The organism is Streptomyces venezuelae ATCC 10712 (assembly GCF_008639165.1).
Lineage (GTDB): Bacteria > Actinomycetota > Actinomycetes > Streptomycetales > Streptomycetaceae > Streptomyces > Streptomyces venezuelae.
Genome location: NZ_CP029197.1, coordinates 4,166,693 through 4,182,820, shown reverse-complemented (window position 1 = coordinate 4,182,820; position 16,128 = coordinate 4,166,693). Strand labels below are relative to the sequence as shown.

The window sequence follows — 16,128 nt, the reverse complement described above, 5'->3', positions numbered from 1 at the left end:
CGGAACCGAGTTCCGAACCTGTTCAAAGAAGCAGGGCCCGTACGTCACCGAAGTGTCGTACGGGCCCTGCTCAGCCTGCTACGTGAGGTCAGCCGTTGCGCTTCCAGCGCGGCTTGTCGTCGCGGCGGGCGAAGCCGCCGGCCGAGCCGGTGCCGGTGCCGCGGTGGTCGTCACGACGGCCGTAGGGGCGGTCGCCGCCGCCCGGGCGGAAGCCGCCGGAGGGGCGGTCGTCGCGACGGTCACGGTTGAACGGGCGGTCGCTGCCGCGGTGGCCGCCGGAGGGGCGGTCGTCACGGCGGTCGAAGGAACGGCCACCGCGGTCGTCACGGTTGAAGCCACCCGAAGGACGGTCGTCACGACGGAAACCACCGGACGGACGGTCGTTGTCACGACGCTCGAAAGAACGGCCGCCACGGTCGTCACGGTTGAAGCCACCCGAAGGACGGTCGTCACGACGGAAACCACCGGACGGACGGTCGTTGTCACGACGCTCGAAAGAACGGCCACCACGGTCGTCACGGTTGAAGCCACCCGAAGGACGGTCATCGCGACGGAAACCACCGGACGGACGGTCGTTGTCACGACGCTCGAAAGAACGGCCACCACGGTCGTCACGGTTGAAGCCACCCGACGGACGGTCATCGCGACGGAAACCACCGGACGGACGGTCGTCGCGGCGGAAGCCGCCACGGTCACCGCCGCGGTCGCCACCACGGAACCCACCACGGTCGCCACGGTCGCCGCGGTCGTCGCGGTTGAAGCCGCCACGGTCACGGCGCTCGTAGTTGCCGCGCTCGTCACGGGCCGGGCGCTCCTCGCGGCGCTGCTCCTCGGCGCGGGCGGCACGCTCGGCCTCGACGGCTGCGGCCGCGACCTCGGCCTCGGCGGCCTCGGTCACCTCGGCGACGGCGGCCTCGGGGTCCTCGCCGCGCTCACGGGCGGCGCGGGCCACCAGACGGTCGGCCTCCTCGCGGAGCTCGACCGCGCGGCGCTGGAGGCGCTCCAGCTGCTTGGTCAGGTCGACGACCTCGCGCTCGGCCTGCTTGGCCGCGTTGTTCGCCGAGTCGGCCTGGACCTCGGTCAGCGAACGGGCGCCGGTGATCTCGGCGACCTCGGGGTCGAACGCGCCGGCGCCGCCGACGATGTGGCGCGAGGCGTCGACGCCCGCGTCCTCCATCAGCCGGAAGATCTGGCGGCGCTGGTGCGGCAGGGCCAGGGAGACCACGACACCGGAGCGGCCGGCGCGGGCGGTGCGGCCCGAGCGGTGCAGGTAGTCCTTGTGGTCGCCGGCCGGGTCCACGTTGAGCACCAGGTCGATGCCGTCGACGTGGATGCCTCGGGCGGCGACGTCGGTCGCGACGAGCGCGTTGACGTAGCCGTCCTTGAAGTCGGCGAGGGTGCGCGTACGGGCGCCCTGGGTCATGCCGCCGTGCAGCGCGTCGGCCTTCACACCGGCGTCGCGCAGCTGCTCCGCGATGCGGTCGGCGCCCAGCTGGGTGCGGACGAAGATGATGGTGCGGCCCTTGCGGGCGGCGATGGCGGCGGTGACCGGCGCCTTGTCCTTCGGCTTCACGACGAGGACGTGGTGGGTCATGGTGGTGACGGCACCGGCGGACGGGTCGACCTCGTGCGTGACCGGGTCCACCAGGTAGCGCTTGACCAGGCTGTCGATCTCGTTCTCCAGGGTGGCGGAGAAGAGGAGGCGCTGGCCGCCGACCGGAACCTGGTCGAGCAGCTCGGTGACCTCGGGCAGGAAGCCCAGGTCGGCCATCTGGTCGGCCTCGTCGAGGACGGCGATCTGGACGTTCTCCAGGGAGCAGGCGCCGCGGTTGATGATGTCGCGCAGTCGGCCCGGGGTGGCGACGAGGATGTCGACGCCGCGCTCGAGGGCGTAGATCTGGTTGCCCATGGACGTACCGCCGCAGACGACCTTCATCTTGAGGCCGAGCACGTCGCCGTACGGCTGGAGGGCGTCCGCGACCTGCATCGCGAGCTCGCGGGTCGGGGTGAGGATGACGCCGCGGGGCTTCTTCTTGTCGGTGTGACCGCCGGCCAGGGTGGCGAGCAGCGGGAGACCGAAGGAGAGGGTCTTGCCGGAGCCGGTACGGCCACGGCCCAGGATGTCCTTGCCGGCCAGGGCGTCCGGGATGGTCGCGGCCTGGATCGGGAAGGGGGTGGTGACGCCGTTCTGCGCGAGCTTGCGCACGACGCCCTCCGGCAGACCGAGGTCGCCGAAGGTGATGGTGGGCTCGGCCGGCTCCTCGGCGGAGTCGGCGTCGGTGTCGACGGCGTCGATGATGTCGTCGGCCTCGATCACGGCCGTCTCGACGGTCTCGGTGGCCGCTACGGCCTCGACGATCTCGTCGTTCTCGGGCATGACGGCGTGGTCAGAACTGAAAATGGACATGCGAAATGCGAAACCTTCCGGAGTCTCGGCACGCGCCCGTCAACTCCGTGATTTCGCAAACGACCGCCTCAATGCGGTCAGCCACGGCTAGGGAGAGTACGCGCCACGCGGCGCTCTTCTGTGTCGGCGCCGGGCAATGGGATCAAACGATCTACCACCATACGCACCCTCCCCCACCTATGGCAAATCGGACTCCGTCACACCGGTCCGACCTGCGGAGACGCCACCGGTTCCGGGGGCGCTCCCGGCCCGTCCGCGGCCCGCATCGCACCCATCTGGGTGTCGGGTCCCTGGGTCGGCGGGTCGGTGGGGTTGGAGGTCGGTTCCGGGGTCGGCTCGGGGGTGGGGTTGGAGGTGGGTTCGGGGGTCGGCTCCGGGGTGGGTTCGGGGGTGGGGTTCGGCGTCGGCGTGGAGCCGCCACCGCCCGGGCCGCCGGAACCGCCGCCGTTGCCCCCGCCGCCGTTCCCGCCGTTCCCGTTCCCGCCGTTGCCGCCGTTCCCCGCGGAGCCGCCCGCGCCGCCGCCCGGGCCGTCGTGGCCGCCGCCGGTCGGCTGCGGCTTCGACGTGCCGCCGGGGCCGCCCGGACCCTCCACCGGCAGCACCGCGCCCGGGGAGGCCGTGGCCGTGCCCGAGGGTGAGCCGCTCGGCACCGGGGACTCCTGGCCCGCGCCCGCCACGTCCGGTCCGCCGCCGTCCGGCCGGCCGTTCCCCGAGCCGCCCTCGCCGCCCGCGGCGCCGCCCCCGCCGCCGTCGGACTCGGTCGCCACGCCGTGCTTTCCGCCGGACGCGCCGGGCCCCGGCTTCGCCCCCTCGTCACTCACACTCATACAGCCGCTCAGACCGGCACAGGCCGCGACGGCCAGCGCGGTGGCGGCCCATCTCACCGGGGTGGGCAAATGGCGCACGGGGGCACCTCCAGGACACAACAGGCAGGAACGGAACGCGTTGCACTGCCCAACTCCCTTGGCACCGCAAGGGACACGCCCGGCGGCCGCCGGACCGACGCCCGTCGGACGGGAGCCCGCCGGCCCGGAGCGGCCCGGGGGGGGGGAGCCCGGTCAGCCGTAGCCCAGCGCGTGCAGCCGCTCGTCGTCGATGCCGAAGTGGTGGGCGATCTCGTGCACCACGGTGATCTCGGTCTCCGCGACCACGTCCTCGCGCGACTCGCACATCCGCAGCGTCGGCCCCCGGTAGATCGTGATCCGGTCGGGCAGCACGCCGGCGTACCACTCGCCCCGCTCGGTCAGCGGCGTCCCCTCGTAGAGCCCGAGCAGTTCGGGATCGTCGGAGGGCGGCTCGTCCTCCACGAACACGGCGACGTTGTCCATCAGCCGCGTCAGCTCCGGCGGAATCCGGTCCAGGGCTTCGGAGACAAGCTCCTCGAACTCCTCGCGCGTCATCTCCAGCACCCGCCCATTGTCCCCCGCCCGGAAACCGTTTTGGCGATAGCGCCCGGCATCCCATATGCTTCTCACGTCCCCGACGCGCTGGAAAGCGCGCAGGTGAGCCTCTAGCCCTCATCGTCTAGTGGCCCAGGACGCCGCCCTTTCAAGGCGGTAGCACGGGTTCGAATCCCGTTGGGGGCACGCAGTACCGTGTGCGAGACTAGTGATCGCGCACAAGCTTGGCTCTGTGGAGCAGTTGGTTAGCTCGCCACCCTGTCAAGGTGGAGGTCGCGGGTTCAAGTCCCGTCAGAGTCGCTGAAGCTGGAAACAGCTTCGTGGCTGGGTAGCTCAGTTGGTACGAGCGATCGCCTGAAAAGCGATAGGTCGCCGGTTCGACCCCGGCCCCAGCCACAAACAGAAGGCCCCGTTCGAAAGAACGGGGCCTTCGTCGTGTGTCCGCACCCGGGAGGGCGTACGGGGAGGAGGCCGGCGCCCCCTCCCCGTAAGTCTCAGACCTCCTCGCGTTCCCCCGTACGGCTCCCCCGCCGCGCCCGCACCACGAGCACCAGAGCCACCACGGCCACCACCGCGACGAGCAGCGCCCAGTCCGGGACCGCCCGGCCCAGCGAGGCCACCCGCTGCTCCACGGCGAACGAGTCGTCCACCGACAGCAGGCCCGGCAGCGCCGTCGTCCCGTCGAAGACCAGGAACATCGTGCCGAGGGCCACGAAGAAGAGCCCCGAGACCAGTGAGGTCGAGTGGAGGGTGAGCCGGCCGAGCCGGAGCGGCCGGCCGCGCAGCCAGGACCGCCGGCCCAGGTCGTACCGCTCCCAGAGCAGCGCGAGCACGAACAGCGGGACCGCCATGCCGAGCGCGTACACGGCGAGGAGCAGCCCGCCGTACGCCGGGCTGCCGCTCAGCGCGGCGACCGTGAGGACGCTGCCCAGGATCGGGCCCGCGCAGAAGCCCGCGAGGCCGTAGACCAGGCCGAGCGCGTACACCGAGAGCGCCGAGGTCGGTCTGATCCGGCCGCTCGCCTCGGCGATCCGACGGGAGGCGAAGCCCAGGCCGAGGATCTGGAGCACCCCGAGCCCGATGATCAGCCAGCCGCCGACGGTGACGAGCAGGTCCCGGTGGCCGTAGAAGAGGCGGCCCGCGAAGGAGCCGGCCGCACCGAGCGGCACCAGGGTGGTCGCCAGGCCCGCGTAGAGGATGCCGGTCCTGGCCACCAGCTTCGCGCGCGTGTCGATCGAGTACGCGAAGAAGGCCGGCAGGAGCAGGGCGCTGCACGGGCTGAGCAGGGCGAGCAGCCCGCCGAGGAAGGCGGCGAAGTAGCCGATGCCGGAGGTCACTGTCCGGCGCCCGGCTTCTCGCCCGCCCCGGCCGGCGGGGAGGACTTCCGCGGCTCGGACGGCTTCGACGGCTTCGCCTTCGCCGCCTTCGCGGCCGCCTCGATCGTCTCCGTGAAGGTCTCCAGCGGCTGCGCGCCCGCGATCGGCCGGCCGTTGATCAGGAAGGAGGGGGTGGAGGTCGCGCCGAGGGAGTACCCCTGCTCCTGGTCCGCGCTCACGGCCGCCCGGGCCGGCGCCCCCTCGCTGTCCTTCGCGAACCGGGCGGCGTCGGGGACGCCCGCCTCCTTCGCGAGGGCGGCGAGCCGGTCCTTCCCGAAGCCCTTCTCCTTGGCGCCCTCCGCGTAGGCCGCCTTGTGGAACTCCCAGAACCGGCCCTGCTGCCCGGCCGCCCAGGAGGCCCGGGCGACGGCCTCGGACTCCTCGCCGAAGATCGGGAAGTTCCGCCACTCGATGCGCAGGACGCCGCTGTCGACGTACTTCTTCACCAGGACGGGCTCGGTGTCCCGGGCGAACTTCCCGCAGTAGCCGCACTTGAAGTCGGCGTACTCGATGAGGACGACGGGGGCGTCGGCGCGGCCGAGGGCGAGCTTGTCGGCGGCGTCGCGGCGGGCGTACGCCTCCAGTTCGGCGTAGACGCCCGCGGACGGGTCGGCCGAGACCTCGGCGACGGAGCCGGAGCCGGCGGCGCCGGGGGAGGCGGGCCGGGTGGCGGTGTACGAGACGACGCCGAGCAGGACGGCGGCGACGGCCACCCCGGAGACGACGGCGAGCGGCTTCGCCTTGGACGCGGACTTCGGCGCGCGCTTGGACGGGGCCTTGGAGGCGGGCTTGGGCGGGTTCTTGGACATGCGGAAGTGCTCCTGAGGTACGCAGGACGGGACGGGCGGCGGAGGACGGCCGTCCGTCTACACCCTCAGGACCGACAGCTCCACGGGAGACAGCGGTACGCGCGCGGGGGGCTCCCGCCCCGGCGACACGCCCGGGCCGTCCGGGTACGGCTGCCGGACCCCGCCCGGCGCCCGGTCGGCGGCCAGCGCCGGGAGCAGCTCGGCGAACCCGTGCGCACGCGGCGGTACGACGGGACCGGCGGCCCCTTCGTCGGCGGGGTGGCCGGGGTCGCAGCCGGGGACGGCGGCGCCGAGGACGACCGGGCCGGCCGCCCGGGGCGTACCCGTCGTCGTCCCGCACACCAGGAGGCCCAGCACCAGGGCCGCGAGCGCGGCGAACGCCGCCGCCGCGCGGGTGGTGCGGAACATGCGAAACCTCTCCGGCCGGGTCGACGTGCCCGAAATAGTACGCACCCGGCTCCTCACGCCCGGGAAGCCACCCGTCCCCGGGGGCGCGGCTCGTAAATCGGTTCGCCGCTTCTCGGCCCCAGGTGCGATCCTGGATTCCGTATGTCTACTTCCTTCGCCGCCCTCCAGTCCGTCCTGGCCGAGGTCTCGCTGCGGGACTCCCACCGGCTCGGCCGCCGTCTCGAAGGCGCCCGCCGCATCCGCAAGCCCGAGGCCCGCGCGGCCGTCCTGGACGAGATCGCCGTCGAGGCGGCCAAGGCCAAGGAACGCGTCGACGGGCGCGCCTCCCGCGTGCCCGCGGTCACCTATCCCGAACAGCTGCCCGTCTCGCAGAAGAAGGACGAGATCCTGGAGGCGATACGCGACCACCAGGTCGTGATCGTCGCCGGTGAGACGGGCTCGGGAAAGACCACCCAGATCCCGAAGATCTGCCTGGAGCTCGGCCGGGGCGTCCGGGGCATGATCGGGCACACCCAGCCCCGCCGGATCGCCGCCCGCACGGTCGCCGAGCGGGTGGCGGAGGAGCTGCGGACCCCGCTGGGCGAGGCCGTCGGCTGGAAGGTCCGCTTCACCGACCAGGTGAACCCCGACGCGACCTTCGTGAAGCTGATGACGGACGGCATCCTGCTCGCCGAGATCCAGACGGACCGCGAGCTGCGCGCCTACGACACGATCATCATCGACGAGGCCCACGAGCGGTCCCTCAACATCGACTTCCTGCTCGGCTATCTGGCCCAGCTGCTCCCGAAGCGCCCCGACCTCAAGGTCGTGATCACCTCGGCGACCATCGACCCGGAGCGCTTCTCCCGCCACTTCGGCGACGCCCCGATCGTCGAGGTCTCCGGCCGTACGTACCCGGTCGAGGTCCGCTACCGGCCCCTGCTCGAAGAGGACTCCGAGGAGAGCGACCGCGACCAGATCACCGCGATCTGCGAGGCCGTCGACGAGCTCCAGGCCGAGGGCCCCGGCGACGTCCTGGTCTTCCTCTCCGGCGAGCGGGAGATCCGCGACACGGCGGACGCCCTGCTCAAGCGGAACCTCCGCAACACGGAGGTCCTGCCGCTCTACGCGCGCCTGTCGCACGCCGAGCAGCACCGGGTCTTCCAGGCGCACTCGGGCCGCCGGATCGTCCTCGCGACGAACGTCGCCGAGACCTCGCTGACCGTCCCCGGCATCAAGTACGTGATCGACCCGGGCACCGCCCGCATCTCCCGCTACTCGCACCGCACCAAGGTGCAGCGGCTGCCGATCGAGCCGGTCAGCCAGGCCAGCGCCAACCAGCGCAAGGGCCGCTGCGGCCGTACGTCCGACGGCATCTGCATCCGGCTGTACTCGGAGGACGACTTCCTCTCCCGGCCGGAGTTCACGGACGCCGAGATCCTCCGTACGAACCTGGCCTCCGTCATCCTCCAGATGACCGCGGCCGGCCTCGGCGAGATCGAGAAGTTCCCCTTCATCGACCCGCCGGACCACCGGAACATCCGGGACGGCGTGCAGCTCCTCCAGGAGCTGGGCGCGATCGACCCGACGGAGAAGGACCCGAAGAAGCGGCTGACCCAGCAGGGCCGGAAGCTCTCCCAGCTGCCCGTCGACCCCCGGCTCGCCCGGATGGTCCTGGAGGCCGACAAGAACGGCTGCGTCCGCGAGGTCATGGTGATCGCGGCCGCCCTGTCCATCCAGGACCCGCGCGAGCGCCCCGCCGAGAAGCAGGCGCAGGCCGACCAGCAGCACGCCCGCTTCAAGGACGAGACGAGCGACTTCCTCGCCTTCCTGAACCTCTGGCGGTACGTCCGCGAGCAGCAGAAGGAGCGCGGCTCCAGCTCCTTCCGCCGGATGTGCAAGCAGGAGTACCTGAACTTCCTGCGCATCCGCGAGTGGCAGGACATCTACGCCCAGCTGCGGACGGTCGCCAAACAGCTCGGCATCCACGTCAACGAGGAGGACGCCCCCGAGCAGTCCGTCCACGTGTCGCTCCTCGCCGGACTCCTGTCGCACATCGGCATGAAGGACGTGAAGGAGGGCGCGAAGAACGACTACCTGGGCGCCCGCAACGCCAAGTTCGCGATCTTCCCCGGTTCGGCGCTCTTCAAGAAGCCCCCGCGGTTCGTCATGTCCGCCGAGCTGGTGGAGACCTCGCGCCTCTGGGCCCGGGTCAACGCGCGCGTGGAGCCCGAGTGGATCGAGCCGCTCGCCCAGCACCTGGTGAAGAAGACGTACAGCGAGCCGCACTGGGAGAAGGACCAGGCGGCCGTGATGGCCTTCGAGAAGGTGACGCTGTACGGCGTGCCGATCGTCGCCGACCGCAAGGTGAACTACGGCCGGATCGACCCCGAGGTCTCCCGCGACCTGTTCATCAGGAACGCCCTGGTCGAAGGCGACTGGCGCACCCACCACAAGTTCTTCGCGGACAACCGCAAGCTGCTCACCGAGGTCGAGGAGCTGGAGCACCGGGCGCGGCGCCGGGACATCCTCGTCGACGACGAGACGCTGTTCGACTTCTACGACAAGCGCGTCCCGGAACACGTCGTGTCCGGAGCCCACTTCGACTCCTGGTGGAAGCACAAGCGCCACGAGGAACCGGAGTTCCTCGACTTCGAGCGCGAGATGCTCATCAACGAGAAGGCCGGGGCCGTCACCAAGGACGACTACCCGGACTCGTGGCGGCAGGGCCCGCTGAAGTTCCGGGTGACGTACCAGTTCGAGCCGGGCGCGGACGCCGACGGCGTGACCGTCCACGTCCCGCTCCAGGTCCTGAACCAGGTGACGGACGAGGGCTTCGAATGGCAGATCCCGGGCCTGCGCGCCGAGGTCGTCACCGAGCTGATCCGTTCCCTGCCGAAGCCGATCCGCCGCCACTACGTGCCGGCGCCGAACTTCGCGGGCCGTTTCCTCGACGCGGTCGTGCCCGTGCAGGAGCCGCTGACGGGGGCGCTCGCCCGCGAGCTCCAGCGGATGGTCGGCGTGCCGGTGACGGCCGAGGACTTCGACTGGGCGAAGGTCCCCGAGCACCTCAAGGTGACCTTCCGGATCGTCGACGAGCGGCGCCGGAAGCTCGCCGAGGACAAGGACCTGGAGACGCTCCGCCTGAAGCTGCGGCCGAAGGCCCGCAAGGCCCTCTCCCAGGCCGCCGCGGCGGCCACCGGGGGCCCGGACGGCTCCGGGCCGTCCCTGGAGCGCACGGGGCTCACGGACTGGACGATCGGGACGCTCACGAAGGTCTTCGAGACGAAGCGCGGCGGGCAGCCGGTCAAGGCGTACCCGGCGCTCGTGGACGAGGGCTCGACGGTCGCCGTGCGGCTCTTCGACACGGAGGCCGAGCAGCAGCTGGCGATGTGGCGGGGCACCCGGAAGCTGATCATGCTGAACATCCCGGTGAACCCGGCGAAGTTCGCCTCGGACAAGCTGACCAACCAGCAGAAGCTGGCCCTGTCCTCGAACCCGCACGGCTCGATCCAGGCCCTGTTCGACGACTGCGCGACCGCGGCGGCCGACAAGCTGATCGCGGACCACGGCGGCCCGGCGTGGGACGAGGAGTCGTTCCGGAAGCTGTACGACAAGGTCCGCGCGGACCTGGTGGACACGACCGTACGGACGGTGGGCCAGGTCCAGCAGATCCTGGCGGCCTGGCAGGCGTGCGAGCGCCGGCTGAAGTCGACGAACAGCCTGGCGCTGATCAACAACCTGACCGACGTGCGGACGCAGCTGGCCTGGCTGATGCCGGCCGGCTTCGTCACCCGTACGGGGCTGGGGCGACTCCCGGACCTGATGCGCTACCTGGTGGCGGTGGACCGGCGGCTCCAGCAGATGCCGACCGGGGTCCAGCGGGACACCACCCGGATGGAGAAGGTCCAGGAGATGCTGGACGAGTACGCCTGGCTGCTCGAACAGCTCCCGAAGGGCCGCCCGGTGCCGTCCGAGGTCACCGACATCCGCTGGATGATCGAGGAGCTGCGGGTGAGCTACTTCGCGCACGCGCTCGGCACGGCGCACCCGGTCTCGGACAAGCGGATCGTGAAGGCGATCGACGCGGCGGCCCCGTAGCGGGTCGTCGCCGTCGGTGAGTTCGACCAGACCCCCTGACCTGCTGTACAGTCTTGCTCGCAGCCGCTTACAAGGGGCTGCGAGCGAGGCTCTGTGGAGCAGTTGGTTAGCTCGCCACCCTGTCAAGGTGGAGGTCGCGGGTTCAAGTCCCGTCAGAGTCGCTTTTCACGAAGGCCCGCATCGCGAGATGCGGGCCTTCGTTGTGTCTCCGTGCTTGACGGGGACGGGAGCCCGCCGGTACCCCGGACATCAGGGAACCGGGGGCCCACACCGGAGGTGGTCGCGCATGGCCGCGGCGTCCGCAGCACGGCACGACACGAGAGCACTGCTGCGCGCCCATCTGGCGGCCGCGTCCCGCTACGGGCACCTCACGAGGCACTGCGTGGTCTGCCATCGCCTCCTGCGGCTCGCCATGGAGCTTCCGGAGCCTCCGGAGCCCCCGGAGGCCCCCGAGCCCGGACGGCCGGAGGACGGGCCGCAGGAGGGGCCGGGGGAGCCGCAGGAGCCGGCGGACGGCACTGGGGACGAAAGTCCCACCGACCCATGACCAACGGCGGGTTGGGGACCGTCCGCGCAGTGGCAGGCTGTTCTTTGGCAAGACTTCGCCGGTGTGACGGGAGTCACTGAGGCAGTTTCAGGAACCGCTTCACTTACACCCTCCCTACACCGGCCCGATTTAATATGTGCAATTGCACCACTCGCCGGGGAGTGACGCCGGGCACAAAAAAGATCGCGCCAGACCCGGCGGAGTCCAGCGCGATCGTTGACGAAGGCCTGTTGGGGCAGGAATCCGTCGGCAGAGCTAGGGGTGGGCGACCGGATTGGGGGATCCGGACGGGCCCGGTGTTACGGGGTACTGCGGGGTGTGAGCGCGACCTCAGGCCTCGCTGCGCTGCTGCGGAATGCCCGCCAGCAGAGCGCGAACCTCAGCTTCGCGGTACCGGCGGTGCCCACCCAGGGTGCGGATGGACGTGAGCTTCCCGGCCTTCGCCCAACGGGTCACCGTCTTCGGGTCCACGCGGAACATCGTGGCAACCTCGGCAGGGGTCAGCAGCGGCTCGGCATCAGGGGTGCGAGCGGTCATGAGCGGCCTCCTCGGGAGAACCGAACCTTCTCGGTTCTTTCCTCTAAATTCTGCACCTTGACCCGCGTTGCCCGAAATGGCAGAAGCGGGCCGAGTCGGTTATAGGACGAACGGCTTGTCCTCGGCACTACAACTACACCATCCGTCCAGCCACGTCGGCCAAACCGATGGAATTGCCCTCGCAGGTGTTCATCAGCGGCGGAAGTCGATGGACCATGCCATAACGGACAGTCACGCCACTGTGACGATCAGTCACAGAGCGATCAGGAGTCCTCAGACCCCCCATAGAGTGCAATGCTGAGCGTTCCGCCCAAAGATGGACGGAAGGAACCCTCCCCGGACTCCTTGTCCTATTTTGGCACGAGGGTGGGCGATGGGCGCAAGGGTGCGTTACGTGCTGTCCGTCACGCTTGAGCCAAAGGCCCGGATCGGGACCAACGTCCCCGCCGTACGGGTGCCGAAAGACCCGGCCGGCGGGAGCGACCGAATCCAGGCGTGCAGATTCGGACAACCCCGAAGATCATTTACACCGGCCGGACATGTCTTGTCGATACCGACCTGACGAAGATGCCCGACTGATGTCAATTCGCGAACCGCAGGTCCCTGACCGTCCGCCAGCGCTCCGCCAGCCGCCCGTACGTGTCGCTCGCCCGCTCCCCGTCACCGGCCCGCAGCGCCGCGAGCCCCTCCGCCAGCTGCGCCGCCGACCGGTCCTCCGCCAGCCACTCCTCCGTGACCGCGTGCACCAGACCGCCGAAATCCAGCTCCACCAGCGCCCGCGGATGGAACTCCTCCAGCCAGCGCCCCACCTCGATCAGGCCCTCCGTCATCGGACCGTCGTCGATCGACTCCCGCAGCGCCCGCAGCGCCCGCGCCAGCCGCCGCCGCGCCTGCGCCATCGTCGTCCGGTACCGCAGCACCGGAGCCCGCCCCGGCCCCGCACCGTCCCCGCCGTCCGGCCGCTCCCCCGGCTCGTACTCCCGGTCCTCGTCCCCGAAAAGGGCGAACCAGCGCAACGGCACCTGCCAGACCGCCGTCCTGATCCACGGCCGCGCGTCCGGGTTCCTGCTCAGCCACCGCTCGTAGTCCCCCGCCACCTGCAGGCGCACCACCGGCGGCAGCATCGCGTCCAGCACCGGCTCGGGGAACTGGCCGGCCAGCTCCTGGAGCGCCAGCCACCCCCGCAGCCTGGTCCGCCACGGACAGACCACCACCACCCCGTCCAGCTCGGCGACGAAGGCCTCCCCGCTCTCGTGCACCGGCACCGGGACCGGAGGCGTCGGCAGCAGATCCGCGAGCGAGCGCCGCAGCTCCTCCTGGGCCCCCGGGGCGCCCGGCCGGCCGGCGTAGCGGGCCCAGTGGGTCCGCTCCGGCTCGGGGAACGCGGCCAGCGGCTCGTACACCCGCAGATAGGACGCGTAGGGGATGAGGACCGAGGAGGCGACCGACATGTCGCGAATCCTTCCACGGAGGTACTCCGGGAGGGGGTGATCCTGAGCACTGCCGCCGATCTACGCCCAGGTAGGACTTACCCTCGTGCCGAACTGGTCCTCCCCCACCCGTAGGGAGGGCCGCAACCGCCGCTTCGTACTTGGGAGTCACCACCGTGACCGATGTGACCGGCGTTCCTGCTGACGTACTGCACACCTTGTTCCACTCGGAGCAGGGTGGCCACGAGCAAGTCGTGCTCTGCCAGGACCGCGCCACCGGCCTCAAGGCCGTCATCGCCCTCCACTCCACCGCCCTGGGCCCCGCCCTCGGCGGCACCCGCTTCTACCCGTACGCCACCGAGGCCGCGGCGATCGCCGACGCGCTCAACCTGGCCCGCGGGATGTCGTACAAGAACGCCATGGCCGGTCTCGACCACGGCGGCGGCAAGGCCGTGATCATCGGCGACCCGGAGAAGATCAAGACGGAGGAGCTCCTCCTCGCCTACGGGCGCTTCGTCGCCTCCCTCGGCGGCCGGTACGTCACCGCCTGCGACGTCGGCACCTACGTCGCCGACATGGACGTCGTGGCCCGCGAGAACAAGTGGACCACCGGCCGCTCCCCCGAGAACGGCGGCGCCGGCGACTCCTCCGTCCTCACCGCCTTCGGCGTCTTCCAGGGCATGCGCGCCTCCGCGCAGACCCTGTGGGGCGACCCGACCCTGCGCGGCCGCAAGGTCGGCGTCGCGGGCGTCGGCAAGGTCGGCCACTACCTCGTCGAGCACCTCCTGGAGGACGGCGCCGAGGTCGTGATCACCGATGTGCGCGAGGAGTCGGTGCGCCGGATCACCGACAAGCACCCGCAGGTCACCGTCGTCGCCGACACCGAGGCGCTGATCCGCGTCGAGGGCCTCGACATCTACGCGCCCTGTGCGCTCGGCGGCGCCCTCAACGAGGAGACCGTGCCGTTCATCACCGCGAGCATCGTCTGCGGCGCGGCCAACAACCAGCTCGCCCACCCGGGCATCGAGAAGGACCTCGTGGAGCGCGGGATCCTCTACGCGCCCGACTACGTGGTCAACGCCGGTGGCGTGATCCAGGTCGCCGACGAGCTGCACGGCTTCGACTTCGACCGCTGCAAGACCAAGGCGACGAAGATCTTCGACACCACCCTCGAAATCTTCGCACGTGCGAAGGCCGACGGGATTCCGCCGGCCGCGGCGGCCGACAGGATCGCCGAGCAGCGCATGGCGGACGCGCGGCGCGGCTGACCCGCCCGGAGCACCGGCTTGTCCGTGTACGGCCCGGCCAGGGCCGTACACGCCGCCGTACGGGGTCCGGCCCCGGCCGATGGCGAGACTTCGCTCACGCCCCTCGGCGGGTCGGGCCCCGAGAAGAGGTTAAAATCGCGATTGACCAGCGAGGAAAGGGCACCTCGATGGTTCTGTACCGGGGTATGTGATGCGCGCGGCGTACCGTAGACCCGCGGAAACAGGTACCGTTGAAGCCCTACGGACCGGTCTCTCTTTTGAGAGTCCGTTCCGAATCATGAACGCGTGTCAAGACTCTGGGGCCACCGAGCCCCGTCACCGAGGGGGTCGAGCCATGGGGCGCGGCCGGGCAAAGGCCAAGCAGACCAAGGTCGCCCGCCAGCTGAAGTACAGCAGCGGCGGGACGGACCTGACGCGTCTGGCCAATGAGCTGGGCGCTTCGACTTCGAGTCAGCCGCCGAATGGCGAGCCGTTCGAGGACGACGACGAGGAAGACGACCCGTACGCCCAGTACGCGGATCTCTACAACGAGGACGACGAGGACGAGGACGACGAGTCCGGTCCTTCGGCGTCCCCGCGTCGCGCTTGACCTTCTGAATCGACAGCACCGAAACCCGGTCCGGGAACACCCGGCCGGGTTTCTGTGCTGTCCGCGGACGGCTCGTGCACCGCTCGTGCACCGCTCGTACGGTGCCGTACGCGAACGGGGCGCCCCGCAAGGAGCGCCCCGTTCGCGTACCGCGGTCCGGTCCTACTTGGCGTAGTCGCCGACCAGCTCCGCGCCCGTGGCGTGCGCGCCGCGCTCGGTGATCTCGCCCGCGACCCAGGCCTCGACGCCCCGGTCCTCCAGCGTCGTCAGGGCCGCGTCCACGGAGTCCGCCGGCACGATCGCCATCATGCCGACGCCCATGTTCAGCGTCTTCTCCAGCTCCAGGCGCTCCACCTGACCGGCCTTGCCGACCAGGTCGAAGATCGCGCCCGGCGCCCAGGTCGAACGGTCGACCGTGGCGTGCAGGTCGTCCGGGATCACCCGGGCCAGGTTGGCCGCGAGACCGCCGCCCGTGATGTGGCTGAACGCGTGGACGTCCGTGGTCCGGGTGAGGGCCAGGCAGTCCAGCGAGTAGATCTTGGTGGGCTCGAGGAGCTCCTCGCCCAGCGTCCGGCCGAGCTCCTCGACCTGCTGGTCGAGGCTCATGCCGGCGCGGTCGAAGACCACGTGCCGGACCAGCGAGTACCCGTTCGAGTGAAGACCCGAGGAGCCCATGGCGATGACCGCGTCCCCCGTACGGATGCGATCCGCGCCGAGCAGCCGGTCGTACTCCACGACGCCCGTGCCCGCGCCGGCCACGTCGAAGTCGTCCGGGCCGAGCAGGCCCGGGTGCTCCGCCGTCTCGCCGCCGACCAGGGCGCAGCCGGCCAGGACACAGCCCTCGGCGATGCCCTTGACGATGGCGGCGACCCGCTCGGGGTGGACCTTGCCGACGCAGATGTAGTCGGTCATGAAGAGCGGCTCGGCGCCGCAGACGACGATGTCGTCCATGACCATCGCGACCAGGTCGTGGCCGATGGTGTCGTACACGCCCATCTGGCGGGCGATGTCGACCTTCGTACCGACGCCGTCGGTGGCGGAGGCGAGCAGCGGACGCTCGTAGCGCTTGAGGGCCGAGGCGTCGAAGAGGCCGGCGAAGCCCCCGAGGCCGCCGAGGACCTCGGGGCGCCGCGTCTTCTTCACCCACTCCTTCATGAGCTCGACGGCGCGGTCGCCCGCTTCGATGTCGACGCCCGCGGACGCATAGCTGGCGCCGCCTTCGGCACTGACGGTCTGAGACATGGGTTCAGAGCTTTCGTGTCGTACTGCGGGTTGCA

General features: G+C 70.8%; 13 protein-coding genes and 4 tRNA genes. 8 read left to right on the top strand and 9 right to left on the bottom strand.

The window, feature by feature from the left end; genetic code table 11:
* Positions 1-88 precede the first annotated feature (88 nt).
* From DEJ43_RS19250 to DEJ43_RS19240, 3 genes are all read right to left on the bottom strand, one after another.
* Positions 89-2,407 carry a DEAD/DEAH box helicase gene (locus tag DEJ43_RS19250; RefSeq protein ID WP_015035052.1) on the bottom strand — a complete coding sequence of 773 codons (2,319 nt, stop codon included), beginning with the start codon at positions 2,405-2,407 and terminating at the stop codon, positions 89-91.
* Positions 2,408-2,604: 197 nt separating this feature from the next.
* Entirely contained in the window at positions 2,605-3,174 is a 570-nt protein-coding gene (locus tag DEJ43_RS19245) for a hypothetical protein (RefSeq protein WP_071891418.1), read from the bottom strand.
* 291 nt (positions 3,175-3,465) lie between these two features.
* Entirely contained in the window at positions 3,466-3,816 is a 351-nt protein-coding gene (locus DEJ43_RS19240; protein WP_041662692.1) for a metallopeptidase family protein, read from the bottom strand.
* A gap of 104 nt (positions 3,817-3,920) precedes the next feature.
* On the opposite strand from DEJ43_RS19240, the gene DEJ43_RS19235 reads away from it, so the two are divergent.
* The 3 genes from DEJ43_RS19235 (at position 3,921) to DEJ43_RS19225 (ending at position 4,203) form a co-directional block, all read left to right on the top strand.
* A tRNA-Glu gene (locus tag DEJ43_RS19235) sits at positions 3,921-3,993 on the top strand.
* Positions 3,994-4,033: 40 nt separating this feature from the next.
* Positions 4,034-4,107: transfer RNA gene (locus tag DEJ43_RS19230), tRNA-Asp, on the top strand.
* A 22-nt stretch (positions 4,108-4,129) separates the two neighbouring features.
* A tRNA-Phe gene (locus tag DEJ43_RS19225) sits at positions 4,130-4,203 on the top strand.
* Positions 4,204-4,301: 98 nt separating this feature from the next.
* Here DEJ43_RS19225 and DEJ43_RS19220 read toward each other — a convergent pair.
* The 3 genes from DEJ43_RS19220 to DEJ43_RS19210 are packed head-to-tail and all read right to left on the bottom strand — an operon-like array spanning position 4,302 to position 6,400.
* Entirely contained in the window at positions 4,302-5,144 is an 843-nt protein-coding gene (locus tag DEJ43_RS19220; RefSeq protein ID WP_015035049.1) for a cytochrome c biogenesis CcdA family protein, read from the bottom strand.
* Positions 5,141-5,992 (bottom strand): DsbA family protein, encoded by an 852-nt coding sequence (locus DEJ43_RS19215; protein WP_015035048.1) that lies wholly within the window; start codon positions 5,990-5,992, stop codon positions 5,141-5,143. Before DEJ43_RS19215 ends, DEJ43_RS19220 begins: the two co-directional genes overlap by 4 nt.
* A 57-nt stretch (positions 5,993-6,049) precedes the next feature.
* Complete coding sequence (locus DEJ43_RS19210) at positions 6,050-6,400, bottom strand: hypothetical protein (protein ID WP_041662691.1); 351 nt, start codon at positions 6,398-6,400, stop codon at positions 6,050-6,052.
* 141 nt (positions 6,401-6,541) lie between these two features.
* On the opposite strand from DEJ43_RS19210, the gene hrpA reads away from it, so the two are divergent.
* The 3 genes from hrpA (at position 6,542) to DEJ43_RS38775 (ending at position 11,027) form a co-directional block, all read left to right on the top strand.
* Complete coding sequence (gene hrpA / locus DEJ43_RS19205) at positions 6,542-10,480, top strand: ATP-dependent RNA helicase HrpA (protein WP_015035046.1); 3,939 nt, start codon at positions 6,542-6,544, stop codon at positions 10,478-10,480.
* Positions 10,481-10,567: 87 nt separating this feature from the next.
* Positions 10,568-10,641, top strand: a tRNA-Asp gene (locus DEJ43_RS19200).
* Between the two features lie 26 nt (positions 10,642-10,667).
* Positions 10,668-11,027, top strand: coding sequence for a DUF6274 family protein (locus DEJ43_RS38775; RefSeq protein ID WP_369124459.1), 360 nt, complete (start codon positions 10,668-10,670; stop codon positions 11,025-11,027).
* 330 nt (positions 11,028-11,357) lie between these two features.
* Here DEJ43_RS38775 and bldC read toward each other — a convergent pair whose 3' ends face one another.
* Together bldC and DEJ43_RS19190 are read right to left on the bottom strand one after the other, a co-directional pair.
* The gene (gene bldC, locus DEJ43_RS19195) at positions 11,358-11,564 is read right to left on the bottom strand and encodes a developmental transcriptional regulator BldC (RefSeq protein ID WP_003949541.1); all 207 of its coding nucleotides are present in this window, start codon (positions 11,562-11,564) and stop codon (positions 11,358-11,360) included.
* A gap of 581 nt (positions 11,565-12,145) precedes the next feature.
* Positions 12,146-13,015, bottom strand: coding sequence for a DUF8083 family protein (locus tag DEJ43_RS19190; protein WP_015035044.1), 870 nt, complete (start codon positions 13,013-13,015; stop codon positions 12,146-12,148).
* 155 nt (positions 13,016-13,170) lie between these two features.
* On the opposite strand from DEJ43_RS19190, the gene DEJ43_RS19185 reads away from it, so the two are divergent.
* A complete protein-coding gene (locus tag DEJ43_RS19185; protein ID WP_041664066.1) occupies positions 13,171-14,262 on the top strand; it encodes a Leu/Phe/Val dehydrogenase in 1,092 nt (363 codons plus the stop codon).
* A 334-nt stretch (positions 14,263-14,596) separates the two neighbouring features.
* The gene (locus DEJ43_RS19180; protein WP_015035042.1) at positions 14,597-14,851 is read left to right on the top strand and encodes a DUF3073 domain-containing protein; all 255 of its coding nucleotides are present in this window, start codon (positions 14,597-14,599) and stop codon (positions 14,849-14,851) included.
* Between the two features lie 162 nt (positions 14,852-15,013).
* Here DEJ43_RS19180 and purM read toward each other — a convergent pair whose 3' ends face one another.
* On the bottom strand, positions 15,014-16,093 hold the full coding sequence (purM, locus tag DEJ43_RS19175; protein WP_015035041.1) for a phosphoribosylformylglycinamidine cyclo-ligase: 1,080 nt from the start codon (positions 16,091-16,093) through the stop codon (positions 15,014-15,016).
* Between the last annotated feature and the right edge of the window lie 35 nt (positions 16,094-16,128).